This window comes from Sphaerospermopsis sp. LEGE 00249 (assembly GCF_014299995.1).
Lineage (GTDB): Bacteria > Cyanobacteriota > Cyanobacteriia > Cyanobacteriales > Nostocaceae > Sphaerospermopsis > Sphaerospermopsis kisseleviana.
Genome location: NZ_JACJUZ010000018.1, coordinates 38,242 through 62,473, shown reverse-complemented (window position 1 = coordinate 62,473; position 24,232 = coordinate 38,242). Strand labels below are relative to the sequence as shown.

Below are 24,232 nucleotides of genomic sequence, written 5' to 3'. Positions count from 1 at the left end.
GGGAACAGGGAATAGGGAACAGGAAACAGGGAACAGGAAGAGACAAAAGTTACAATTTTCATTTCTCCTGCCTTCTGACTTCTGACTTCTGTCTCCTGACTCCTGAATCTAAAATTTACAGCCAATCATCATCATCATCCCAGTTGTCTTGATAGCTGGGACGACTGGGACGGGGGGGAGGACTGTTATCATAGGAAGAAGATCGATTTTCTCGACTATAGTCTTTACCATAGTCCCTACCATTGCCTCTACCATAGTCTTTACCATAGTCCCGACCATAGTTTCTGTTATAAGAATCCCGTTCTCGATAGTTTTCTCTGGGAGAATAATCCCGTTCCCGTTCTTTATCACCTGTGAAGATTTCCCGAATCGCACCAAATAAATCTTCGTCTTCATCTTCAGCATAATACTCACGGACTTCTCGATTTAGCTCATAGAGAGCATCTTGCAAGTCTGAGTAAGCCTGATCAATGCCCCGATCATCATCATCTTTTAAACTTTCTCGCAGTTCCCGGCAAATATTGTCAATGCGTTGACGACGGTTGCGGGCAAACTGCATTCCCATTTCTAAGGCTACTTCCCGCAGTTGTCTTTCTGCTTGTAAAATTAAAGCTTCGGAACGAGTCCGTTTTTCTACTCTTTCTTTCCGTTCCCGGTCAATATCAGCATATTTCTGAGCATCTTGAATCATTCTGTTAATTTCTGATTCACTCAAAGTAGAAGCACCTTGAATAGTAATACTCTGTTCTCGGCCAGTTGTTCGATCTAATGCTGTTACCTGTAAAATACCGTTGGCATCTATATCAAAAGCTACTTGAATTTGCGGTATACCTCTAGGTGCTGGGGGAATACCATACAGTTTGAAACGTCCCAAGGATTTGTTATCTGCTGCCATTTCCCTTTCCCCTTGGACTACGTGAATTTCTACACTGTTTTGGTTATTTTCCGATGTAGAAAAGATATCAGATCGTCTGACGGGGATGGTGGTATTGCGGGGAATGAGTTTTTTCATCACACCACCTATGGTTTCTAAACCCAAGGATAAGGGTGTGACATCTAATAACAGGACATCCTTTGTTTCTCCTGCCAGAATACCTGCTTGAATAGCTGCACCTACGGCCACCACTTCATCAGGGTTGACGTTTTCGCTGGCTTCAATGCCAATTAAATCCTGTACTAGCTGTTTCACCATTGGCATTCTGGTTGAACCACCTACTAATACAACTTCTTCAATATCTACAGGTGATAGTCCGGCATCTTTTAACGCCCGTTTGACTGGGTTACGAATACGACTGATTAAGTCAGCACATAAACCTTCAAACTGGGAACGGGTGAGGCGAGTTTCTAAATGTTTTGGTCCGTCCTCGGTAGCAGTGATAAAGGGTAGGTTAATATCGGTAACGCTGACCGCAGAAAGTTCAATTTTGGCTTTTTCTGCGGCTTCCATTAACCGTTGTAAAGCCTGGCGATCGCGTCTTAAATCTACTCCTTCTGCTTCTAAAAACTGCTCCGCCAACCAATCAACTATTTTTTTGTCAAAATCATTACCACCTAACTGAGTATCTCCACTGGTAGCTTTAACTTCAAAAACTCCGTCACCTACTTCTAGAATGGAAACATCAAAAGTACCACCACCCAAGTCAAAAACCAGGATGGTTTCTACATCGCCTCTTTCTAATCCGTAGGCTAGGGAAGCGGCGGTAGGTTCATTAAGAATACGTAGCACTTCTAAACCTGCGATTCTGCCAGCGTCGCGGGTAGCTTGACGTTGAGAATCATTAAAATAAGCAGGTACTGTAATTACAGCCCCCGTAACAGGTTCACCCAAATAACGACTAGCGTCAGCCGCCAATTTCTTCAGCACCATTGCTGAAATTTCTTCCGGGGCAAATTCTTTATTTAATCGCGGACAGGCAACTTTAATACTGCCCATTTCATCCTTACGAATGGTGTAGGGTACGCGCTTGGAATCCGGGTTAAGTTCAGCATACCTGCGCCCAAGGAAGCGTTTAACTGCAAAAAAAGTATTTTGGGGATTCAGCACAGTTTGCCGTCTGGCCATTTGCCCTACCACCCTTTCGCCTTCCTTGCTGAAGCCGACAACAGAAGGGGTGGTTCGCATACCTTCAGCATTGGCAATCACCACCGGCTTGCCACCCTCCATCACGGCGACTACTGAGTTGGTTGTACCCAAGTCGATGCCGACTACCTTGCCCATGCGTTACTCTTCTCCTGCTGCGTGTTTGACTACATCTATATATTATGATTGGGAGGCATATTTTCCGCTTGCAACCAGATGTTAAAAACCGCCCAATGGTATAATTATCATCATTAATTCCATAAATTCAATAATTTAGATAATTTAGAGAAATTGTAGCTTAACCTGTCACTTGCCAAACATAGGATAGCATTTGCAGAAAGGGAACAGGGAACAGGGAACAGGGAACAGAAGGCAAAAGGCACTCATACAAAATTAATAATTTTCTTTCCCAATCACCAATCACCAGTCACCAGTCACCAGTCACCAATCACCATCTTGACTTTAAAACAAAGATTACTCAATCATCTGCAAGAAATAGCACGGGAACGCGATCCTTATATGGCCAGTGCGGGACATTTCTTTGTTCAAGAATACATCCGTCAGCAATTAGGACAATGGGGAAGTGTGGAAATCCACACCTTTAAAGTGGGGAGTAAAAGTTGTAATAACCTGATTTTAAATTTACCTGCTCAAGAGGAAAGACAAAAGCTTGATTTTCCTCCGATTTTGGTGGGCGCTCATTATGATGGTGTACCTGGTACTGTAGCCGCTGATGATAATGCTACTGGGGTGGCAGTTTTGTTAGAATTTGCCAGAATTTTTACCCAAGCACCTGCTAGATATCCTTTGCGCTTGGTTGCTTTTGATATGGAAGAATATGGTTTGTTAGGTAGTGCTGACTATGCTGCTTTATTACACCAACAAAAGCAACGTCTACGTTTAATGATTTCTTTGGAAATGTTAGGATATCGGGATTGCAGACCTGGTTCGCAAAGATATCCAGCTTTTTTAGATAGATTGTACCCCAATACTGGAGATTTTATTGGTTTAATTGGCAATTTACTGACTTTAGGAGATTTAGTCAATATCCGTAGTGCTATTAGTAAATCGGGTTTACCTTGTCAGTTACTACCAGTACCAAATCGGGGTTTATTAGTTCCCCAAACTCGACTAAGTGATCATGCACCTTTTTGGGATCAAGGTTATCCAGCAATTATGGTGACAGATACGGCATTTATGCGAAATCCTAATTATCACAAACCGAGTGATACTATTGCTAGTTTGGATTTAGATTTTCTTGTTGGTGTTTGTGAAGGTTTGGAAAGCGGTATTAGGTGTTTGTAAATTTGAATAAAAGTTTAAACAGAAAAATAGCCGATTTCTTTTGGAAAATTTACAGCCAAAGCCTGGTATATTATTAGATCATTTTTCAGGAAGGCGATCTGGTTGATAGTGAAAAATAGGGAACATCCCAATTTTTAGAAAATAACCCCAGCAACACCAAAAACTCTATTTTTCTCTCTTCCCTTCGTATCCTTTTTGTCCTACCTTGCGGGAACACTTCAGTTAAGGTGGTTTGTTCATTTCACGTCTTTAAATCAGGCAAAAAATAAACTTATATATTTGGGATACTCCTGAAAAATATCCCCGAATTCTTCACAAAATTGAACTTTATTAACGTGATTGAAAGGCTAATTCTGCATCACCTAACCACAATTTCACATTACTAAGCTGTTACACAGCTAAATTGTATAATCCTAATATTCTAAACTCTTGTTTAACAGGCAAGATGCCTGTTCCACTTATATAAATTAAATGCACAACAGCTTACATTTTACTTCCGTCTTTTACTTACGCCTACAAAATGAATTAGAGTTTTCGAGTTATTCTTAATAATTGATGAAAAAACGTACTTCTGTAAATTATGGCTGAACTACCCAAAACCCTAGAAGATGCGATCGCTCAATCTCGTGAAGCGGTAAAATCGGCTTTAGCTGATGGTATCACTCGCATTCAAGTTGAGTTACTGTTCCCAGAACTCAAATTTATGCCAGTTGCAGAACAATTTCTCCCTGTATTCGCTGAATATGAATCTGGTCTTAAAGTCTTCTTTGCAGATGCTGGTGCAGCCGCTTTAGCCTGTCGAGACTGGGCAGATGTACCATTTAAAATTTTAGATATCGGTACAGGAAGAACTGCTTCCCTAGAAGCAAAAATTCAGCCAGAAGATGAAATTTTCCTGTTTATCGCCCCTACTTCCGTAGAAGTACCCCAACTAGAAAAACTTTGTGAATTAATTGGTGAACGCCCCTTTGTCATGTTAAACCCCCGTCTGGAAGACTCCGGTACAGTGGGTATAGGTTATGCAGCGCGAGAAACCCGCAAACGTTTCATTAGTACCATTGAATCTTGCTATTATCTGCGTCCTGTCGATGATGAAAGCGCCCTTATGCGCTGCTATCCTGGAGATTGGGAAGTGTGGTTAGAAACCGCAGGCGAATATCAAAAAATAGCTGAATTACCTAAAAAACCATCAGGTGATGAAATAGACATGATCCTGATGAAAGAACAACCACAAACCACTGACGGAACACCCGCGAAAAAACCCAGTGTGTTTAAGAGTTTGCAGCGGTTTATCAAGGCGTTGAGTAGTTAGGTTTCCGCCAATTTACAACTTAATGTAGACAATACTTTCGCCAAAATCAAAAATATCTTGATTTGTAGGTTGGGTTGAGGAACGAAACCCAACAAATACGTTGAGTTTACAGCAGTTTTCATGTATTTGTACCACATCCTTCTTGTTATCTTCCTTTCTTCCTTTGCGCCTTTGCGTCTTTGCGTGAGATTAAAAAATGTGGTTCATTTACCTGAAAATCGCTGTAAGTTGGGTTTCACTTCGTTCAACCCAACCTACGGGAAAATGGCAAAGGTAAAGGTAGAGATGTGGTATTCACAGATGTTGTATACAGCCTCTCTACACAGGTTATTGGTTTATAAATATAAAATCAGCATAGTAAATTAGCATAGTAAATAATATTATGTCTGCCCAATCACTTACCATGTAGGTGTTCCATTACCAATTACCAATTAACAATTACCAATTACCAGCCTCCACAGATATGATAAGTGTTCAACCAGACATTATATAACTATTTACAGGACAAAAATATGATATAAAGCTACCAAAAAACAATTAAAAAACCATTGACAAATTATCAAAATTATTCTAATCTTTATCTTATAATTGAAATCTGTGCGCCCATATATAACCCTTTTTGATTACTGCTGATAAATGAATAAGTGATAACTAATAACTAATTAAATATTGGGGCTGAATTTGGAAAAAATGCTATCTTCCCCTCAGCCATGCAAATTTGCCAAAATCCCAATTGTTCCAACCCCTTCAACCCCAACTACAGTAAGTTTTGCATCGTTTGTGGACATGATAAATTTGGTGAAATCCTCAGAAACCGTTACCGTGTTTTGCGGTTATTAGGTGAAGGTGGGTTTAGCAAAACTTACGCAGCAGAAGATGTAGACAGACTAGACGCACCTTGCGTTATTAAGCAATTTTTCCCCCAAGTGCAGGGAACAGGACAACGAGCAAAAGCCGCAGAATTTTTCAAAGAAGAGGCTTTTCGGTTGTATGAACTAGGAGAAAACCATCCGCAAATTCCCCGTTTATTAGCTTACTTTGAACAAGGTTCAAGTTTGTATTTAGTGCAGGAATTTATTATTGGGAAAACACTCCTAGAAGAAGTCAAAGAAAAGACGTATACTGAGAAAGAAGTGCGTCAACTGCTAATAGACTTATTACCAGTTATTGATTTTATTCACAAAAAAAACGTTATCCATCGGGATATTAAACCAGAGAATATTATTAGAAGAAATGCAGACCAAAAACCTGTATTAATTGACTTTGGTGGTGCAAAACAAGTCACCCAAACAAGTATAGCTAGACAAGCAACAGCTATTTATACATTAGGATATGCACCCACAGAACAAATGGCAGGTTTTGCTTGTCATGGAAGTGACTTATATGCTTTGGGTGTAACTTGTGTGAGATTATTAACTCAAGATTTACCCATGCAACATACCTATGGATTGAAAGATCCTCTGTATGATCCGATGAATGCAAAATGGTTATGGAAACAACGTTTACAAGAAAAAGGGATTACTATTAGTGAAGAATTAACATACATTTTAGATCATTTGCTACAACATTTTCCTAGTGATAGATATCAGTCAGCAATAGAAGTGTTACATGATTTAAAACATGATTTCCCAAATAATTTCCCAAATTATTTAAACATCGAATCATCAACACCGATAGAGTTAAAATTTGCCCCTATTATCGAAACACCTACAAAACAACAAAAAATTATTGTTCCTGTTCCAGATTTAGAAACATTTGATTTTGAGATTATTACTGTAGATACAGGAGGGAGAGAACTTTACCGAGACAGAGGAAAGTCACAATTTTTCGCAGAAGAATTGAATAGAAACGTCACCTTAGAAATGGTATCAATTCCTAGTGGTAGTTTTTTAATGGGTTCACCAGAATTTGAAGGTAATGCGGATGAACATCCCCAACATCGAGTGAAAATAGAACCTTTTTATATAGGGAAATATCCCATTACTCAAGCACAATGGAAAGCGGTAGCAGCATTACCCACAGTTACTCAAGATTTAAATCCCAACCCAGCAAAATTTAAAGGTGCAAATTTACCGATAGAAAACGTTTCTTGGTATGAAGCAATAGAATTTTGTTTGCGGTTGTCGCTGAAAACAGGAAGAAATTATCGTTTACCGAGTGAAGCAGAATGGGAGTATGCTTGTCGTGCAGGAACTACCACATCTTTTCATTTTGGGGAAACAGTAACTTCTGATTTAATTAATTGTAACGGTAGTGAAATTTATGCAATTGAACCCAAAAGTAATTTCTACAACAAAATAACAGATGTAGGCAGTTTGGATATAGCAAATGCCTTTGGGTTGTATGATATGCACGGGTTAGTTTGGGAATGGTGTGCAGATCCTTGGCATAATAATTATCATGGCGCACCTGTAAATGGTAGTGTCTGGGATATTGGTGGTGATATCCATCGTCGGGTTTTGCGCGGTGGTGCTTGGAATTTTAGCGCGGAACTTTGTCGCAGTGCTAGTCGCAGTTGGAATGAAGCGGAAAGTGGTTTAAGAATGTCGGGTTTTCGGGTGGTGTTTTCCGCTGAAGTTTAAATGTCAACAATAATGAGATAGGGGTTTAGCATTGCTAAACCCCTACATTTTACTTTGTGAGTATAGGTTGACTAAACCAGCTTTAAATCAGGATATTCAGCAAACAAATCATCAGAAGTCAAAGTATCACCTTCTGCTTGGGGAGTCCACAACACTTCAATAGCTAAAACTTGCTCACCGGGAAGACTACCAACTTGTCGTAAAGCTTGACGTAAGTCGTCGGCGCTATTAATTTGGGGAATGTCCCATTTACCCAAGGTTGCAGCTAATAAGGTGACAATAATATACTCTCCTGGACCTTCACTAATTAAACGGGTAGGGCTATCCACATTACCGGGTAATTCTTTAGCCAAAACAGATTTTAACTGATTGTTGACATTAGAAAGAGTTTCTTCGCTAAATTTGCTACGTTCAGCCAAGGATAAACGGTTAAATTGAGATTCAGCCGCGTTTAACTTAGCTTGTTGTGTACCACCACCAGCATAAACCCAATATTCAGGATGACGCAGCAAAGCTAAACTTGCTTCTTGTAAAATTTCTGCTCTTCCTTCTGGAGTGTTGGTATCAGCTTTTTCAGCTATTTGGTTAAGTTCGCTTTGTAAACCTCTAGCTTGTGCTAATAAACCAACTTGTAACCGAGTGATAGAAACATTGGGGTTACTGCTATAAGTTACTTCTTCAGTATCTCCACTGGTGACACGACGGAAAGTTTGGACTAAAAAGTTAGCGATCGCAAAGAAAATCAAAATTGTGAACAGTCCACCAAAACCACCACCAATACCCCAAAAAGGTATCAGAAAAGGAAAACCAAAACCACCACCAGGATAATATCCCCCACCCCCAGGAGGTGAGTATGTACGAGGTGTGTAAGTCCTGCTTGATGGCATTCTAAACGAACCGCCGCCAATACGTCCACCACTGCGTGCAGCTAAAGCACCATCAGCATTACCCAATGCTAAAGCTAAAACCAGACCCAGGACAAAAGAAATTTTTAACAGGGGTTTGAGGATTCGTTGTAATTTTTTTTGCATAAAGCAAGCTACCAAAAAACAATATTTTTAAGATTTTTCTCCTATTGCTAGGATTCAGACAAGGTAGAACATAATCACCACAATCTGCCGCAGGGATTGTCAGCCATATCTTTAATCTACCGTGAATGCACACTACTTGGCAGGGAAGACAGCGAAGATTCCTTGGTTGATAACCGTACCGCAAAATATCTGTACCAGTGCAAAACTTTGGAATCAATTAATTATTACCTTCTCTGGAGCATGACATACTTAACAGCAATAATTTTAACTTAGGTATAACAACCTCTCGGTTAAATTATTTTTGATAGTGAATAAATTTTTTCCGGATCAATAACCTATGTTCAGCACATATTGGTAAGGAGGTTTAAGTAATCAGTTATCAGTAATTAGCTATCAGTAATCAGCTATTACCTTGAGAAAGCTTGGTAAAATTACACCAGTATTAATCAAAGAAAATGACAACCTATTTATTGATAGTTTTCGTTTTCATACTTGTAATCTATCCAACACAATAAATAATAGTATTAACTATGAGGAATTACAAAATATTATGGGATTTAAATCATCATTTTGATAGAAAAAGCATAATTCAAAGTATCATTTATTCATGACTTTTTGGCATTTTGGCATGAATTTTGGCAAAATTCAAGCTAATCTACTAAGTATCAGCTAGATTTAATTTTTCCAGCAGGCGCTATACAATTACTGGAGCATATCAACGAGAAACTCTAGCTTTATTTCATCAAGTCAAAATAATCATGTTAAAAATCCTCCTTTGGTAAGAAATTGGTAGACAAGAAACAAATGTTTGATACCAATTTTTGAGCAAATGGGGATAATCAATATTGATTAAAAATTATGGCATGAATATATTGAACCAAGTTTTGTAGCTACAATTTGCAAAATCAATCAGGAGCATCCCAGTTTTGACCAAATGAACGCAGCAACACTAAAAAATCTCTCACAATCTCTCACAATCTCTCACAATCTCTTACCTTTGTCTCCTTTGCAGTTCAATCATATCAAGTCTTGGAGCATTTTATTTCCCTAGATAAAAATAAATTTACACATTTGGAATGCTCCCAATCAATCTCTAAACACGATCAAGTTTACTTTACAGATTGATGAGACTATTTTCATACTTCTTAAAGTTTAAATACATTATTAATTAGATGCTTTTAACCCTGTTCCCTGTTAAAAGTTCCCTACTGTAGTTTAAAAATTTGCAGCTTATTTATCAACCTGAATTATGGAACATATTTCACAACTAGGAACACAAATTAGGGAGAAAACTGCTTGTCCAGATATTTTAGTTATCTCCCGCATCTTTCATCCCCAAGAAGCTGTCATTGGAGAATATATTTATAATCGTTGTTTACAAGATCCAGACAGAGTAATTGTACTGGCTGCTGGTTGCTGTGGAGATAAAATATTTGATACATCACAACAGTTTCCTGTTTATCGTTGGACTAACTTGAGTCTTTGGCTGAGTTTATTTGGTGGTAATTTTTTGAGCATTATAATCAAGCCATTATTCAATTTTTTTAACTTTGTTTGCTCATTATTACTAGCCATAAGATTATATTTTCGCTATCATTACCGTTACATCGAATGGTGTCACGGCTACGATTTTCCAGCTTTGTTATTACTCAGTTATATCTTACCGATTCGCTTTTTTATCTACCTCCACGGTAATGATTTGGTTGATATTTCCCGTCATCCTTTATGGCGATTTTTATTGAAAATTACCCTCAAAAGAGCCGAAGGAATTGTTTGTAACAATTCTTATATTAGAGAAACTTTAAGAAATATTTTTCGCTTAGATACTCCTACTCATGTCATTAACCCAATAGTAAGACTAGAAAAGTTTGGTACTCCTAGCAATCTCAGTCATCTGGATGATTTACGTATCCGCTTACGTCAAACTTACAACATTTCTGAAACAGCAATTGTCATTCTTTCTGTCGGTAAATTAATTAAAAATAAAAACTTTGACAAAGTAATAGATAACATTCCTTTACTATTAACTATTGGCGTAGATGTTCATTACATAATTTGCGGAATAGGACTTTGTGAACAACAACTAAAATCCCAATGTCAGCGTTTGCGGGTGAATAAAAGAGTGCATTTTGCTGGGAATGTACCAGAACGGGAATTAGCCAGTTATTATGCAGCCTGTGACATTTTCGCCATGCTAAATTTACAGGAAGACAAAGCCAGAAACATAGATAATTTTGATAATTTTGATAATTTTGAAATAGTCCATTTAGAAGCAGGATACTTTGGTAAACCTGTAATCGCCTCTCGCTTAGGGAGTATTTTGGATGCAGTCCACCATGAAGAAAATGGCCTGTTGGTAGATCCCAATTCTGGTTATGAAGTTTTACAAGCTTTCAAAAGATTATGTCAAGACCAACAACTGCGGGAAAAACTCGGTCGTCAAGGACAAGAATTAGCCAAACGCAAAACCTATCACCGCTGGTTATATAATCCTGAATCTCGTTATTCTTGTCTATTAAATTAGGTAATTGGTAATTGGTAATTGGTAATTGGTGACTGGTGACTGGTGACTGGTGACTGGTGACTGGGAAAAATCTTTTCCTCTCCATCTCCCCATCTCCCCTGCCTCTTTGCTGTCACCTGTCACCTGTCACCTGTAACCTCTTCTATCCTCCACCGACGATGGTAACAACTTCTAGGCGATCGCCATCTTTAATTTGAGTTTCTGTCCAAAACTGACGGTGTAAAATTTCACCATTATACTCCACCGCTACCAAGCGGGGATTAAAACCCAACTGCTGAAGTAATTCTGGTAAAAGCGTTGGGGATAAACAACTGCGTGTTTCCCCGTTCACTTGTAAACTAATTTGATTAGACATAATTCGTAATTGGTAATTACGTTATTCATCTTCCCAGTCACCAGTCCCCAGTCCCCAGTCCCCTACTTCCTATAAAGCTGAGAAATAAAATATTGTGTGACTAAAGTAGGTTGTTCAGCTTGCATGAGCGATCGCACCACAGCTACCCGTTGCGCTCCCGCATCCATGACATCATTAATATTACTGGCATCTATACCCCCAATAGCAAACCAAGGAATTTGACAATTTTTAGCCGCATACCTCACATAATCTAAACCTGCTGCGGCTTTACCTGCTTTAGTCGGTGTTTCATATACAGGACCCACACCAATATAATCCGCACCTTCAGCAATTGCCCCTTGCATTTCTTTTTGATTTGTGGTAGAGCGACCGATCAACCGCTGGGGACCCAACAACTGACGGGCTACAGCAATAGGTAGATCTTGTTGTCCCAAATGTACCCCATCTGCATCTACAGCCAAAGCCAAATCTATACGGTCATTAATGATAAACAAAGCGCCATAATCGTGACATAGCTGCCGTAGTTTTCTAGCTCTATCTAAACGAATCACATCATCAGCAGATTTTTCTCGATACTGTAGCAAAGTTAACCCGCCTTTGAGACAGGCTTCCACAGTTTCCAACAAATTATCTACCGGGGATGTTACCAGATACAGACGCGATCGCCAAAGTAACTGATGACGTTGATAACCCATCAAAGTGCTTTCCAGGGTGTAAACCTGATAGCGCATTTGCTTAAAAGTTTTCCCCATTTCGGCATCATGAAGCTTGCCATATTCTTCCAAAACCCGCAAAGCTTCTTGGATACGGCAAAAATTAGCTTGTAACAAAGATGTAATTGAACTTCGTTGTTCTTCTTGGGGATGGGTTAAATCAGTACCAATATCACCTGGCGTATCTCGTGCTGCCCTGATTTGTGCAGTATGCCACTTAGAGACCTCTTGACGGAGGTGCTTACAGTCTTCAGCTAACTGGGCATCATTTAAACCAAAACGACACCATTCCTCAATAATTCGCAACCCTTCGCGGGCGCGATCCAAATTTGCGTCTAAAATGCGATAAACCACTTGTTGTATTTGTTGTGTTTGGCTGTGGGCTTCGACCATTAAAATAACCTTGCTTGTAGTCTCACAGAAACATCCAGCCTCTTAAATAATATCTGCATCTTTGCGGTTTTTTGTGAAAAATTGACTAAATTTACCCGGATCAAAAACAGGCACTGGGTGAAAAATAAGAATATTATGGACAAGACTGGTTGAGCGGATAAAAATCATTTGTGTGTTTTTCAGGAGTTATATAAAGTTTATGCCTCCCCTTCAAGAGTTTCATAAGCGTCTACCAAATATCCCTTTACAAAAGCGGATTTGCTCCTACCTACTTAAACCTTCAGTTCTGCCCACCTCAATATTAAGTGTGAGCGTTGCTTTAGGAATAGGAAGTATAGCACTTTTAGACACAAATTTTAGCAGCGCCATTGCTCAGATTACCATCAGATCAGAACAGAAATTTAACGATGAGAGTACAATTTCTCAAGTTAACCTGCTGTTTGTCAACCCCAGTATCGGCAATGACCAAAATGGGAATGGTAGTCGAAACGCTCCTTTTGGGACAATTACTCAAGCTTTGCAACTAGCACAATCAAATACTGTGATTATGCTGGCTACTGGTACATACAGCGCCAACACAGGAGAAGTATTTCCCTTAATCATCAAACCAGGTGTAGCTATTCAGGGAAATATTGGTAAAAAAGGCAAAGGAGTAAATATTGTTGGTGGTGGTGACTATCTCAGTCGCAGCTTTGGCCGTCAAAACGTAGCCATTGTAGGTGCAAATCAAGCCAGTTTAAGCGGTGTTACTGTCACCAACTCTAACAGCCGTGGTTATGGTTTATGGATTGAATTTGCTAATACGGTAGTTGAGGAAAACACCTTTACCAGCAATACCCAAGATGGAATTTCCATCACTGGTAATGCTACTCCCAGCATTCGCAAAAATTATTTTCAGGGTAATGGTGCTAATGGAATTACAATTTCTGGTGATGCCCGTCCTGAAATTAGGGAAAATCTCTTTCAAAGTACCGGTTTTGGGATTAACATTGCCCAAAATGCGGCTCCCGTAGTGGTTGGTAATCAGATTTTAGACAATAGATCAGGGATTGTAGTTCAAGCCAATACTAGCCCAGTTTTGCGGAATAATCTCATTCAAGGCAGTCAAGAAGATGGTTTAGTAGTCATTGCCCAAGCTACACCAGATTTAGGTAATAGCAGAGAACCGGGTGGTAATGAATTTAGAAATAATCGTCGTTATGATATTAACGCCAAAGCTGCTAAACAAGTAGTTTATGCTGCTGGCAATAACCTCAATAAAAATCGCATTAGCGGCAATGTAGATACTAGCGGCACAACAGCACCAATCGTCAGAAATTCTCCACTTACTTCTGTACCTGTGGAGGAAATAGCTACAGAACCAGAAATAGTTTTTGCTGCTGCCAACATTCCCCAAAAATTTAACCCATCTGGCGTGATTTTATCGAGTAGGGGAAATACACGCCCAAATAGTCAATTACCACAGCTACCAACTACCAATGTTAATGGACAGGGTTCTTTGCCCAGAAATGATTCCCAAAACACATCGGAATTAAATTATGTGCAGGTTGAACCAGGGGTTATTGAGTTTATTGCACCTCAACTTATGAGAAATCAACAACCCGATAACCCAAAAACTATTAGTAATTCTAGAATAGCCACAGCACCCAGAAGCTATACAAATACTCGTCCGGGTGTACGTTATCGGGTTTTAGTGCCAATTATCAGTGACTCACAACAGGAATTAGTGCGTTCAATAGTTCCTGATGCTTTTTCTAGAGTCTTACAAGGTCGCAGAGTCATGCAAGTGGGCGTTTTTAGCAGTCAAGATAGTGCTAATCAAATGGTTCAAACCTTGAGTAGCATGGGTTTGAGAGGAATTATCCAGCATTTTAATTAATTGGGCATGGGGCATTGGGCATTGGGTTATTAATCTTCCCCAGTCACCAATCACCAATCACCAGTCACCAATCACCAGTCCCCTAAATAGCAAATTCTGGCTGTTCGCTAGTCATAGCTTTGAGTTTAGATGTAAAGGAATCAGAGCGATCGCTCCTTTGAGGAGTAAATTGTCCAATTGGGGGATTATTGGCATTTGCTGGCATTAATTGGGGTAGTTCCTTAGGTGTTGATAAACTTCCCTGAGTCATGAGCTTTTGACTCACAGATGCGGCTAACTGTCTCTTGCTGGTATCCATAGCAACTTTAAACGAGGGGGTTGTTAACGCTCTAACTTGTTGTTCTTGATCTGCTACATATTCTGATGCAGTGTGACTCTCCATGTAATAATTACTAGGCTGAGCAGGTAATTTTTGAGTTGTCTTGGCTGGGTGCATTGGCGTTGCTTGTGGTATGGCTGGTAAAATGGGTGCAGATGTTTTGGTGAGACTTTCTGGAAATTTGCTACAAATCATCCGTTCAAATTCCATGTTGAAATGATGAGACACCTGCCCACGCCTTTGCCAAAAAGTTAATATTTGTTGTACTGATATCGCTTTATAGCGTCCTTGATACAGAGCTTCAATAACTGCTAAATGTAGCCAATTAAGCGGGTAGTCTTTTCGCCAATGGTTAATTAACTCACTGGCATCATACCCATTCAGGTCAAAACTATAATGGACTAATAAGTTGGTGGCTAATTCGCCGCTGGTGTTTGGTGTTGTTGTTAGCATGGGTTGTTATTTCCAGGCAATAGGTATAAATATTTCACCCATCGCATCTAGCCTAACGTCTTTTTAGCTACATGAATTTTTTCCACAAGCCGCAAATTTGTTAGTTAGTGTCTTTTATTCTACTTGTCAATCGCTATTATGCAAAATGATATAGTAGAACTTAACCTCTGGACAAAATTACCATTAAATGCTGGGAATAGGGAATAGGGAAAAATAATTAAAGGGAGCAAGAGTGTCTTTGCTTAATTCCAGTGGGTATAAATACAAAACCACTGGAATGACAATTAGGTTGTAGTTTCACCATTGTGATTTTCCCATTGTTGGGTTCGCTGCCAACAAAACGCACCACTCCAGTCGCACCTGCAACGGAAAAGTTGGAGCTAGACAACACTTGCTGAATACCCTTCCGTGTAGGGTTTTGCTCTAAAGCTTTACTTAATACCAACACAGCATCATAGCTATTGACACTGCGCCAAGTAATCTCTGTGTTGGTGGGGAAATTATTGATTTTCCACAAAGTTTGAGCTTGCTCTGCAAACGCGGAGTTAATTTCGTTCATGGGATGCCAAGGTATTGCCCAAACTGTGCGTTTAATTCCTGGTGAAGATGTAATCTGATCTGATGTTAATAAATCAGGATTGTAGAGACTATTACCTGCAATTATCCAAGATTGGTTGACGTTTGATTGAATGACCTCTAAGGCTTCTTGAATGCTATCACGCAATCCCACACCAGCATCAGGAATCAGGACAATTGCCGTTGCTCCTTGGCTTTGCGCTTGATTTAATGCTGTCTTGGCATTAAATTTATTGCTGGCGAGATTAAAAGCTGGTTGGTGGTCAATCACATGACCAGATAACGACCTTGCTGATGCTCGGAACTGATTGGCTAGAGATTCAGCATACTCACTACCTTCACTATAAAAAACTGCTGCTTTGCGTTGTTTTAGTTCGGAAAATACATAAGTTGCCATTCTTGGTCCGGCAACGGCAGTACCAGAGACCGTCCGGAAAAAAAAGGGCCCTTTGAGATTATGGGAGGTTGCAGTAGGAGAAACTAACACTAATTTTTCTCGGCTATAAATAGGCAAGGTTAGGTTAGTGGTGTCGCTGGTATAGTGACCAACAACAGCTAGTAAATCACGATACTTTACCAAACGCTCGGCAACTTTGAGGGCAGTATTGACGATTGTACCTTGAGCATTTGGACGATTACTATCATCAGCAATGATAATTCGCAGAGGCTGACCTTTTTCTAGTGCCTCAGTTTGAGCTTGAGCCGCACCCCTGAGTATTTGTAGACCCATAGCAGTAGAACGTTCTAGGGAAACTGCAACGGCAATTGTATAAATCTTATTGGCTGGGAATTGGATTTGAATTTTGGCATTATTGAGGTAGATTAAAGTTTCTGCATCTGCTTCTTGATTGAAAGCGGCTTCAAATAAATTCACAGCCTTCGCAAAATTTTGCTGGCGATATTTTTCAATAGCTAATTGTTTGGCTGGTGGAGGCTGACCATTTCCCCAAAAACTACTAGGAATCAGACTTTCTTCGCCGCAACTGAGATGATCGTCTAGTGTTTGGTCACAAGTGCGAGGGATGGCAATTTCTTGATATATTTGTTTACCACCAATTAGCAGCAAAACACCACAAGTTGTTGTTAATAATAATTTTTGCCATTGCAGGTGGGGATGTTTTTCAATCTGCGCGATTTGCTCAAGAATAACTTGCGTGTTTTTTGGGCGTTGCTTACAGTCAGCAACGGTCATCGTTTGAATTAGGGTAATTAATTTTTTCGGAGTTTTTGGATCTTTGATATATTTAGACCAATTAAGTAAATCTTCATAGTTATCGCCTGCGGGGTCAATACCTGTTAGTAAATAAATCAAAGTCCGACCCAAGGCATAAAAATCTGATTGTAAAACAGCGTGACCGTCACGTTGTTCGGGAGCAGTGTAACCAATGGAATGAATAACTGTAAGACGCTTACCGTTAACAATAGTTTGGGTTAATTTCCGTGCAGTCCCAAAATCAATTAACACTAATTTGCCATCAGGACGAAGCATAATATTTGCAGGTTTAATATCGCGATGGAATAACTTCTGCTCATGAACAAATTGCAAAATCTCCGTTATTTGGTTCAGCCAATTTAATGCTATTTTATAAGATGTTAAATATTTATTTTTAGATAGCCAAATTTGTAAATCTTGTCCTGGTATTTTCTCCATGACAAAACAGCGTAATTGGCGATTTGTATTTAAAACAAGCGGAAATATCACTTCACCAACAGGTAAACCAGGATGTCGTAAACTGATCAGAATTGATGCTTCTTGCTCAAAGAGTCGCTCTAGTTCTGGTGAGACTTCTTTGAGAGATTTAAGAACTTTCGGCTTTTCTGGGTTAACTAAATCTTGAATTTCAAATACTTCTGTATACCTTGTATAGTTATCTTGTTCAGCTTCCAGGGGATGTTTAATTAAATAGCGATTTTGTAGTATCAGCGGCGTTTGACAGTTTTGACATACCGCACAATTATCAGGATTTTTGCGCCGTGAACAATCGGGATTGATGCAATAAGCCATAAACTCAGGACGATAACCAAATAATTAAGCAAATAATTAAGCAAATAATACAGATATTTTAAATGGAATTACGCAAAAGTACCAAAAAGCTTACGTACCGTAGCGAAATTATGTCATCCTTGGCGCTTATTAATGGCTAATCAATTATTAGTTGTTTGTTGGATGGTCAAAAACAGCAAATTGAAATTGGTAAATAATTCTGAATATGTTCCGTATTTGGGAGATGATTTATCTCACGCAGAGTCCCAAAGACGCAGAGAGAATGAGAGTTTTTAAATGCAGGGGTAAGATGAATCGCATTATTTCTGGATATTTATTGAATGTGACGCGCTACCAGCAAACTTACTGGCTTGTAGCTGGGGCAATTATCGGATACGTTGGCTTTGTGGTGATATTGGGAACGACTCGGTTAGTGATTGGTGTTGGTGGTGCGATCGCATTAGGAATGATAGCGTTTTGGTGTTGGAATGTGAACCAATCTTTGCCAAAATCAACACACAATCTATTAGAACGCGAGACTTTTCTGGCGCATTTGAAAAAACTTGAAACCCAGATAGATAAAAGTTCTCAAACAACTTGGCGACAAGCTTATCAATGGGCAGAAGCAACTCAACAATTCGCTACTCAAATTGCTCAAATAGAACCTAGTTTAATTCCCGAATTATTAGAGGCTTTGTATACCGTAATCTCTCTGACGCAGCAGGTAGTTTTCGCTTTAGTAACAGTTAATCAAGTGCAATCTTCCACCTATCGTCCCTTAGCAAAGGAACAGTTACAAGTTAGTTGCGATCGCCTCCAACAAACACACGACGAATTACAACAATTACAGGATCAAATCCTACTCTCCCACCTCAATCATACTCATCCTAATATCAATCTTCCCAAAACTTTGCAATTGATAATTACAGCAAATAAAACCGCCCTCCACTAAACATATTCTCATCTTTGCGTGTTAAAATTCTATCATCTAAAAATAGCTATGAAAATTGTTAGAAAACTCCGAAAACACATCTTTGTCTTGTTTTTGTGGATGTCTGTAATTAGCGCATCAATATTGTTCTTTACCACCCCTGAAGTAGATTCTTTTGACAGTGCTTACCGGGTTGTACAAGAATCTTTATTACCTCAAATTAGCATCGAAAAAGCTACAATTTCTGATGCAGTTGCCCAAAGTTACAGTATTAAAAAATTAGCAGAACCTTTACCAAATCTGGAAGATTTTCCTCTCTATGGTGCCAAGCCATCAACTGATAGTAATATTGCTTATGTTGAAATTTTTGGTTCGGCGGAAAAATCCAATGCCCAAAAGCAAGATGAACGTTGGCTGGTGGATGTTGCAGAAGCCTTTAATGCCAAAAAAATTACTAATAGTTCTGGGCAAATTCTTCAGGTAGGAATTCGCAATATTCCCTCTGGTACTGCCACAAGAATTTTAGCGGCTAAAAAAGCAAGTCCGGCTGGGTTTTCTCCTTCTAATCAGCTATTGTTAAAACTTTTGGCATCTGAAGGAGTCACAACTTCAATTATTACTCCCAAATTAGTATCTGACTTTGTTGGTTTTGTGGTGGATGGGAAAGCTAATCAAGAACTAGCAAAAAACGGTGATGTCACCTTTGAAAAACTACTAGATGCCATTTTATCGGGTAAAATCACTGTTGGCTATCCCAATCCTTACAGTAGCAGTACATCTTTAAATTTACTGTACACTTTATTTTGGCGGAGTGCAGGACATGATCAAGATGGTAAACCTCTCACTACCTCTGAATTACAATCACCACAGGTAAATTCGGTATTTGATAAATTTCAAAATCAGGTGTTAATTACAACGCTGACAACTCTTGAATTGAAAGATATTTTTATCCGCGACAACCAAAAACTACAAGCGTTTCCTCTACAATATCAAAGTTACCAAACTTTGAAGAAACTGCCAGGATTTGAAGATGTGGTGTTTATCCCCTTTGGAGTAGCTAATGATAATCCTTTGGTGGGGTTTAATTGGAATACTGCGTCCCAAAATGAAGGTTTACGGCGATTTAGTGAATTTGCTTTATCTCCAGAAATGCAGCAGTTAGCCAAAGCACAAGGCTTTAATGCGGATGAACAGTTCAAAAGTCGGGTTTTACCACCCATTCCTAATGGTGCAGTTCTGAAAGCGGCGCAGTCTTATTGGAAACAGCGTAAAGACGGCGGACGGACAGTTAACTTGATGATGGTTATTGATACCAGTGGTTCAATGGAAGGCGATCGCCTACAAGCTGTCAAAAACAGTCTGCGAATTGCTGCACAGTCAATTAATCCTGGTAACTATGTGGGACTAGTTGCATTTAGCGATCGCCCTCAACAAATACTTCCCCTTGCTCCTTTTAATACACAACAACACAAACGTTTGTTAGCGGCCGCTGATTCCCTCATCGCTGATGGAGGAACCGCTATGTATGACGGGATGATAGTCGGTTTATCAGAACTAATGGAACGTCAAAAAACTGATCCTAATGGAAGATTTTATTTGCTACTGCTGAGTGATGGTGAAGTGAATACAGGATTACGGTTTAACGAAATCGCCAATGTTCTCAAATATAGTGGTGTGCGTTTCTATCCCATCGGTTATGGAGAAGTTAATCAAAATGAATTACAAGAAATTGCGAAGTTGCGAGAAACTACTGTGAAATCCAGCGATCCGCAAAAACTACAAACACTATTCACCGAACTGTTGCAAACCAACTTGTAAGGATTCAGGTAGTTTAATCAATAAGGTCGATCCCCGACTTCTTCTTTTGATAAGTCCAATAAATTATGACTAATGGACAGAAGTCGGGGATCTGATTTCTTCAGAGAAGAATTACACCAACTTGTGAATAATTTGTAAATGTATGAATCGTTCTTTGTTCAAAATTTTAGGATGGGGTTGGGGATTATTTTTGATTGCGGGAGTGGCGATCGCACAAATTTCTCCACGTGCAATTTTACTTATTGATAAAAGTTACTGTCCTCCTGAACAATGGCAGAAAGTAGCACAAACCTACGCTCAAAAATATCAAACTTCCCAATTACATACAGTAATTTTATTTGATGATTTGAGCCAAGAAAAATTCTCACTTCCACCGCAACCATCAGTAATTAGCCAGTTATCCACCTACGGTCGCCCAAATTTAAAACGACAATCTCAGCTACAGAAAACTTATCCAAAATCTCAATTATTGAGTTGTCGTTTGATTAACAATTAAATAATCGCTGTACGCATTTAAGAATCACGGGTTGTAGATAAAATCTTTCCATTGCTTCATTTTTGATTGTTTCTATCAACGCTCGTCGTTTTAAAGATAAGAGTGCTGCTAAAATATCGCCATTAGCAGCATTATTTTTGAGGTTTAAGAGTATTTCTTGACGAGTGAATCCTTGTAATTTAGTGGCTAAAAACTCCATAATCATTTTTTCTAAAGGAGAAATTTGTTCTAGCCATCGTGTTACCAGGGGAGCAAATTCACCAGAGACTAATGTTCCAGAAGCAAGAAACTCTCCCACATCTCCAGCAAATAATTCATGGATGAAATTGGCGGCCATATTCAGAAATAAGGGATTACCACCATATTGATTAACTAGAGTAATCCACTGTTGAGCATCAAAGGTAAGTTGATGATGCTGCAAAAGTTCAATTGCACCTTCCATAAGTCCACTCAGGGGAAAAATCACCGCACCCGCAGCACTTAAAAGATTTAGTCCCTCTGGTTGTTCGCGGCTAGTGATCATCACACAACTATCATGAGACGTTTGGACAACACTGCGGAGAAAGTCTGCATATAGTTCATATCCTGCACGATATTGTCCCCCGCGGTTACCCCCTAAAATTGCATCCCAACCATCAAAAATTAGTAGGGTTTGCGGTGCTAAATCTGGTGGTTTATCTGTTGCTGGTGGGTTGTGGTGAAAGGAAAACCACAGAGTTTTTTGAAAATGCGATCGCCTATTTTCTGCTAATTTTACAGCTAAAGCTGTTTTCCCAATACCTCCTATTCCTGTGATGACAATCAGGGGTGTTCTTTGTTCTATTGCTTGGCTAAGTGTCGCTAGTTCGTAACGTCTGCCAAAGAATAAGGGAATATAGGGGATTTGGGTTGTATTAGCTATGGAAGAATTGAGAGGACGTTCCACTAAGTCTTGCCAATTTAAACCCAAAACCTGACAAAATGCTTTAAATACTGAGGCATCAATGGCATCACCTTTAAGGAAGCGTTTCCATGTCGCTAAAGATACCCCTGCTGCAAATACTTCGGCATTTTCCCAGTTACAATTAGGTTCAATAATTTGACTGGTTTGTTCTAACCAAAGCGGATTATCAATTGTCCAACCTTTTTCTTTACGAGCTTGTTTAGTAATTTGCAATCCAGTCTGAGAAATTTTTAAGCTAGGCATTACACTAAGTTGGTGAGTGTTAAAACTTTTCTTTATAACAAGGCAACAAGCAAGACAGCAAGAGTTGAGGAATTTTATCCTGTTCCTATTCCCTGTTACTAATAACTAAATACCTTTAACCCGTTTAATTGCCACTAATGCCTGATAAATCATAGCTGCAACTTCAGCCCGTGTGGCTTGTCTGGTAGGTGCAAGAAGTTTGGGATCTGGATAATTAACAATAATTTTGTGTTGGTTGGCGGTTGCGATCGCGGTTCTGGCATATTCAGGTACTGATTTTATATCAGTGTAGGCAGTTAATAAATTGTTATTAGCATTGTTAGCTGGTGGTAGTCCGAGTCCGTTGACTAGGGAAACTAACACCTGTATTCTTTGCACATTTTGATCTGGGCGAAAAGTGCGATCGCTAAACCCACCGACAAAACCACCTCTAGCAGCTATGTGAATGGCTTTAGCTGCCCAAAAATCAGCGGGAACATCTATAAATTCTATTCCTTGACGTTTGGGTGTAGGGTTAAAAGCAGCGGCTATTAAAGCCGCATATTGGGCGCGAGTCATGGCTTTATCTGGTTGATAACTACCATCAGCAAAACCTTGAGTTAAATTCATACTCACCAACGCCCGAATATATGCTTCTGCCCAATGTCCTACCAAATCAGAAAATGAGGGAATTTCTGTATCTGGTTTGACAATGTAGGGAGAAGAAATAACTTGTGCCTCACCTCTGGAAACTAAAGCTTGATAAATTAATGCTGCTACCTCTGCACGAGTAATTTCTCTGAGTGGTTCTAATAGTTCTATTTGGGGATAATTGACTATTAGCAGTTTTTGAGTAGCAACTGTGACTGCATTTGTAGCATAACTAGGAATTTGGGCGCGATCGCTATACACATTTAACCCGTTAGGATTACTGCCTGTAAATTTTAAACCATTAACAATTGATACTATCGCCTGTACTTTGGTTAAATTTTGTCCTGGTCTAAAAGTACCATCGGGAAAGCCACTCAAAAAACCGGCATCAGCCGCACTAGCAATAGCTGAAGCTGCCCAAAAATCAGTTCTGACATCTTTAAATCTATTCAGGTTATTACTAGCAGGTAGTTGAAAAGTCTTAGTAATTAAGGCAGCATATTGAGCGCGGGTAATAGGTGTAGCAGGTCGAAATGTGCCATCAGGGAAACCACTAATAAAACCTTTATTCACCAAAGCTTCTACAAACGCCGCTGCCCAATGTCCATCTAAGTCTGAAAAACTGGTACTAATAACTTGACTAGGAGTATCGGCTGTAGCAGCGAGAAATTTTACTACTCCCTGAACTTGGGCAGGATTTAACTGATTGCCTACAGAAATCACTTTTTGAGATGATATATTTTGAATATCAAAATTTTTGTGATCACGAAAAATATTATCAGCCGGATCTTCGGGTTTACCCAACTCAGGAACAGCATTACCATTTACCAATAAACCACCTTGGGTATTTTGGCAAATCAAATTTCGTCGTAATACCGGACTAGCATCACGAGAAAGGGCTATACCTATCGAGTTATTGGCAAGTTTGTTATTGGCCACTAGAGGGGCGGCAAAATCGCTAATAGCTATCCCTACAGGGTTATTTTCAAATACATTCCGCAACACTTCCCCTTTGCTATAACGTGCCATCATTAAACCACTGGCAGCATTTTGAATAAATACATTATCTAAAATGGCGGGTTTAGCCTTACCAGTTGCAAATATCCCTTCCCGTCCACATTTACTGAATGTATTATTAGCTAAAGTCGGTGCTGTTGATTCAATCCAAATCCCAGTACCCTTAGAAACAGGATTGATCACTGTTACCCCTAACAAACTGGCATTACCTAACAACAGCAATGTGATATCTTGCCAACCAAAGGTAGGACTTTGATACTGGCCACTGCCAGAAATAATAATTCCCTGACCTTTGTTAGATTCGTTACCTACTATGAGCATTTCCCCAGGAATAATCAGCGGAAACACCTCTCCGTTAGAAGTGCTATACGTTCCTGGTGCTAACTGAATAATTCCTGGGGTTCTGGTGGCTTTTAAGGCACGGGTGATACTTTTTAACGGACTTAACCGAGAACCTGTATTAGCATCGTTACCTATGACGGGATTTACATGGAGTGTCGCAACAGCCATAATTGATAATTCAGGATTTATAATACATAATTAATAATTTATACTTTACAGCAGGAGTCAGGAGTCAGGAGTCAGGAGTCAGGAGTCAGGAGTCAGGAGTCAGGAGTCAGGAGTCAGGAGGAACAATATTTGTTTGTA

The 24,232-nt window shown here is 39.4% G+C and carries 16 protein-coding genes; 8 read left to right on the top strand and 8 right to left on the bottom strand.

Annotated elements, in window-relative coordinates; translation table 11 throughout:
* Positions 1 to 115 precede the first annotated feature (115 nt).
* Positions 116 to 2,218, bottom strand: a complete 2,103-nt coding sequence (gene dnaK, locus H5968_RS08760) for a molecular chaperone DnaK (protein ID WP_187039638.1) — start codon at positions 2,216 to 2,218, stop codon at positions 116 to 118.
* Positions 2,219 to 2,536: 318 nt separating this feature from the next.
* Here dnaK and H5968_RS08755 point away from each other — a divergent pair, with 318 nt between their 5' ends.
* The 3 genes from H5968_RS08755 to H5968_RS08745 all read left to right on the top strand — a co-directional run bounded on the left by H5968_RS08755 (position 2,537) and on the right by H5968_RS08745 (position 7,279).
* Entirely contained in the window at positions 2,537 to 3,385 is an 849-nt protein-coding gene (locus H5968_RS08755; RefSeq protein ID WP_187039637.1) for a M28 family peptidase, read from the top strand.
* A 580-nt stretch (positions 3,386 to 3,965) separates the two neighbouring features.
* Positions 3,966 to 4,697, top strand: a complete 732-nt coding sequence (locus tag H5968_RS08750; RefSeq protein ID WP_096571084.1) for a DUF1995 family protein — start codon at positions 3,966 to 3,968, stop codon at positions 4,695 to 4,697.
* 710 nt (positions 4,698 to 5,407) lie between these two features.
* Positions 5,408 to 7,279 carry a bifunctional serine/threonine-protein kinase/formylglycine-generating enzyme family protein gene (locus tag H5968_RS08745; protein WP_187039636.1) on the top strand — a complete coding sequence of 624 codons (1,872 nt, stop codon included), beginning with the start codon at positions 5,408 to 5,410 and terminating at the stop codon, positions 7,277 to 7,279.
* Between the two features lie 71 nt (positions 7,280 to 7,350).
* Here the strand turns inward: H5968_RS08745 and H5968_RS08740 are convergent, their stop codons facing one another.
* Positions 7,351 to 8,310: a DUF1517 domain-containing protein gene (locus H5968_RS08740; RefSeq protein WP_187039635.1), complete on the bottom strand. Its 960-nt coding sequence runs from the start codon at positions 8,308 to 8,310 to the stop codon at positions 7,351 to 7,353.
* Positions 8,311 to 9,559: 1,249 nt separating this feature from the next.
* Here H5968_RS08740 and H5968_RS08735 point away from each other — a divergent pair.
* A complete protein-coding gene (locus H5968_RS08735) occupies positions 9,560 to 10,834 on the top strand; it encodes a glycosyltransferase family 4 protein (RefSeq protein ID WP_187039634.1) in 1,275 nt (424 codons plus the stop codon).
* Between the two features lie 142 nt (positions 10,835 to 10,976).
* Here the strand turns inward: H5968_RS08735 and thiS are convergent, their stop codons facing one another.
* Complete coding sequence (gene thiS, locus H5968_RS08730; RefSeq protein WP_096571076.1) at positions 10,977 to 11,189, bottom strand: sulfur carrier protein ThiS; 213 nt, start codon at positions 11,187 to 11,189, stop codon at positions 10,977 to 10,979.
* Positions 11,190 to 11,251: 62 nt separating this feature from the next.
* On the bottom strand, positions 11,252 to 12,295 hold the full coding sequence (locus H5968_RS08725) for a thiamine phosphate synthase (RefSeq protein WP_187039633.1): 1,044 nt from the start codon (positions 12,293 to 12,295) through the stop codon (positions 11,252 to 11,254).
* Positions 12,296 to 12,494: 199 nt separating this feature from the next.
* Here H5968_RS08725 and H5968_RS08720 point away from each other — a divergent pair, with 199 nt between their 5' ends.
* Positions 12,495 to 14,174: a DUF1565 domain-containing protein gene (locus H5968_RS08720; protein ID WP_187039632.1), complete on the top strand. Its 1,680-nt coding sequence runs from the start codon at positions 12,495 to 12,497 to the stop codon at positions 14,172 to 14,174.
* A gap of 82 nt (positions 14,175 to 14,256) precedes the next feature.
* Here the strand turns inward: H5968_RS08720 and H5968_RS08715 are convergent, their stop codons facing one another.
* Entirely contained in the window at positions 14,257 to 14,946 is a 690-nt protein-coding gene (locus tag H5968_RS08715; RefSeq protein WP_187039631.1) for a hypothetical protein, read from the bottom strand.
* A 217-nt stretch (positions 14,947 to 15,163) separates the two neighbouring features.
* The gene (locus H5968_RS08710) at positions 15,164 to 17,527 is read right to left on the bottom strand and encodes a bifunctional serine/threonine-protein kinase/ABC transporter substrate-binding protein (protein ID WP_187039630.1); all 2,364 of its coding nucleotides are present in this window, start codon (positions 17,525 to 17,527) and stop codon (positions 15,164 to 15,166) included.
* A gap of 289 nt (positions 17,528 to 17,816) precedes the next feature.
* On the opposite strand from H5968_RS08710, the gene H5968_RS08705 reads away from it, so the two are divergent.
* The 3 genes from H5968_RS08705 to H5968_RS08695 all read left to right on the top strand — a co-directional run bounded on the left by H5968_RS08705 (position 17,817) and on the right by H5968_RS08695 (position 20,751).
* Complete coding sequence (locus H5968_RS08705) at positions 17,817 to 18,458, top strand: hypothetical protein (protein ID WP_187039629.1); 642 nt, start codon at positions 17,817 to 17,819, stop codon at positions 18,456 to 18,458.
* 48 nt (positions 18,459 to 18,506) lie between these two features.
* Positions 18,507 to 20,255 carry a VWA domain-containing protein gene (locus H5968_RS08700; RefSeq protein WP_222620615.1) on the top strand — a complete coding sequence of 583 codons (1,749 nt, stop codon included), beginning with the start codon at positions 18,507 to 18,509 and terminating at the stop codon, positions 20,253 to 20,255.
* A 142-nt stretch (positions 20,256 to 20,397) separates the two neighbouring features.
* Positions 20,398 to 20,751, top strand: coding sequence for a hypothetical protein (locus tag H5968_RS08695; RefSeq protein ID WP_187039628.1), 354 nt, complete (start codon positions 20,398 to 20,400; stop codon positions 20,749 to 20,751).
* On the opposite strand, the gene H5968_RS08690 is transcribed toward H5968_RS08695, so the two are convergent.
* On the bottom strand, positions 20,741 to 21,937 hold the full coding sequence (locus H5968_RS08690) for an ATP-binding protein (RefSeq protein WP_187039627.1): 1,197 nt from the start codon (positions 21,935 to 21,937) through the stop codon (positions 20,741 to 20,743). The genes H5968_RS08695 and H5968_RS08690 overlap by 11 nt on opposite strands.
* 105 nt (positions 21,938 to 22,042) lie before the next feature.
* Positions 22,043 to 24,094 carry an S-layer homology domain-containing protein gene (locus tag H5968_RS08685; protein ID WP_187039626.1) on the bottom strand — a complete coding sequence of 684 codons (2,052 nt, stop codon included), beginning with the start codon at positions 24,092 to 24,094 and terminating at the stop codon, positions 22,043 to 22,045.
* Between the last annotated feature and the right edge of the window lie 138 nt (positions 24,095 to 24,232).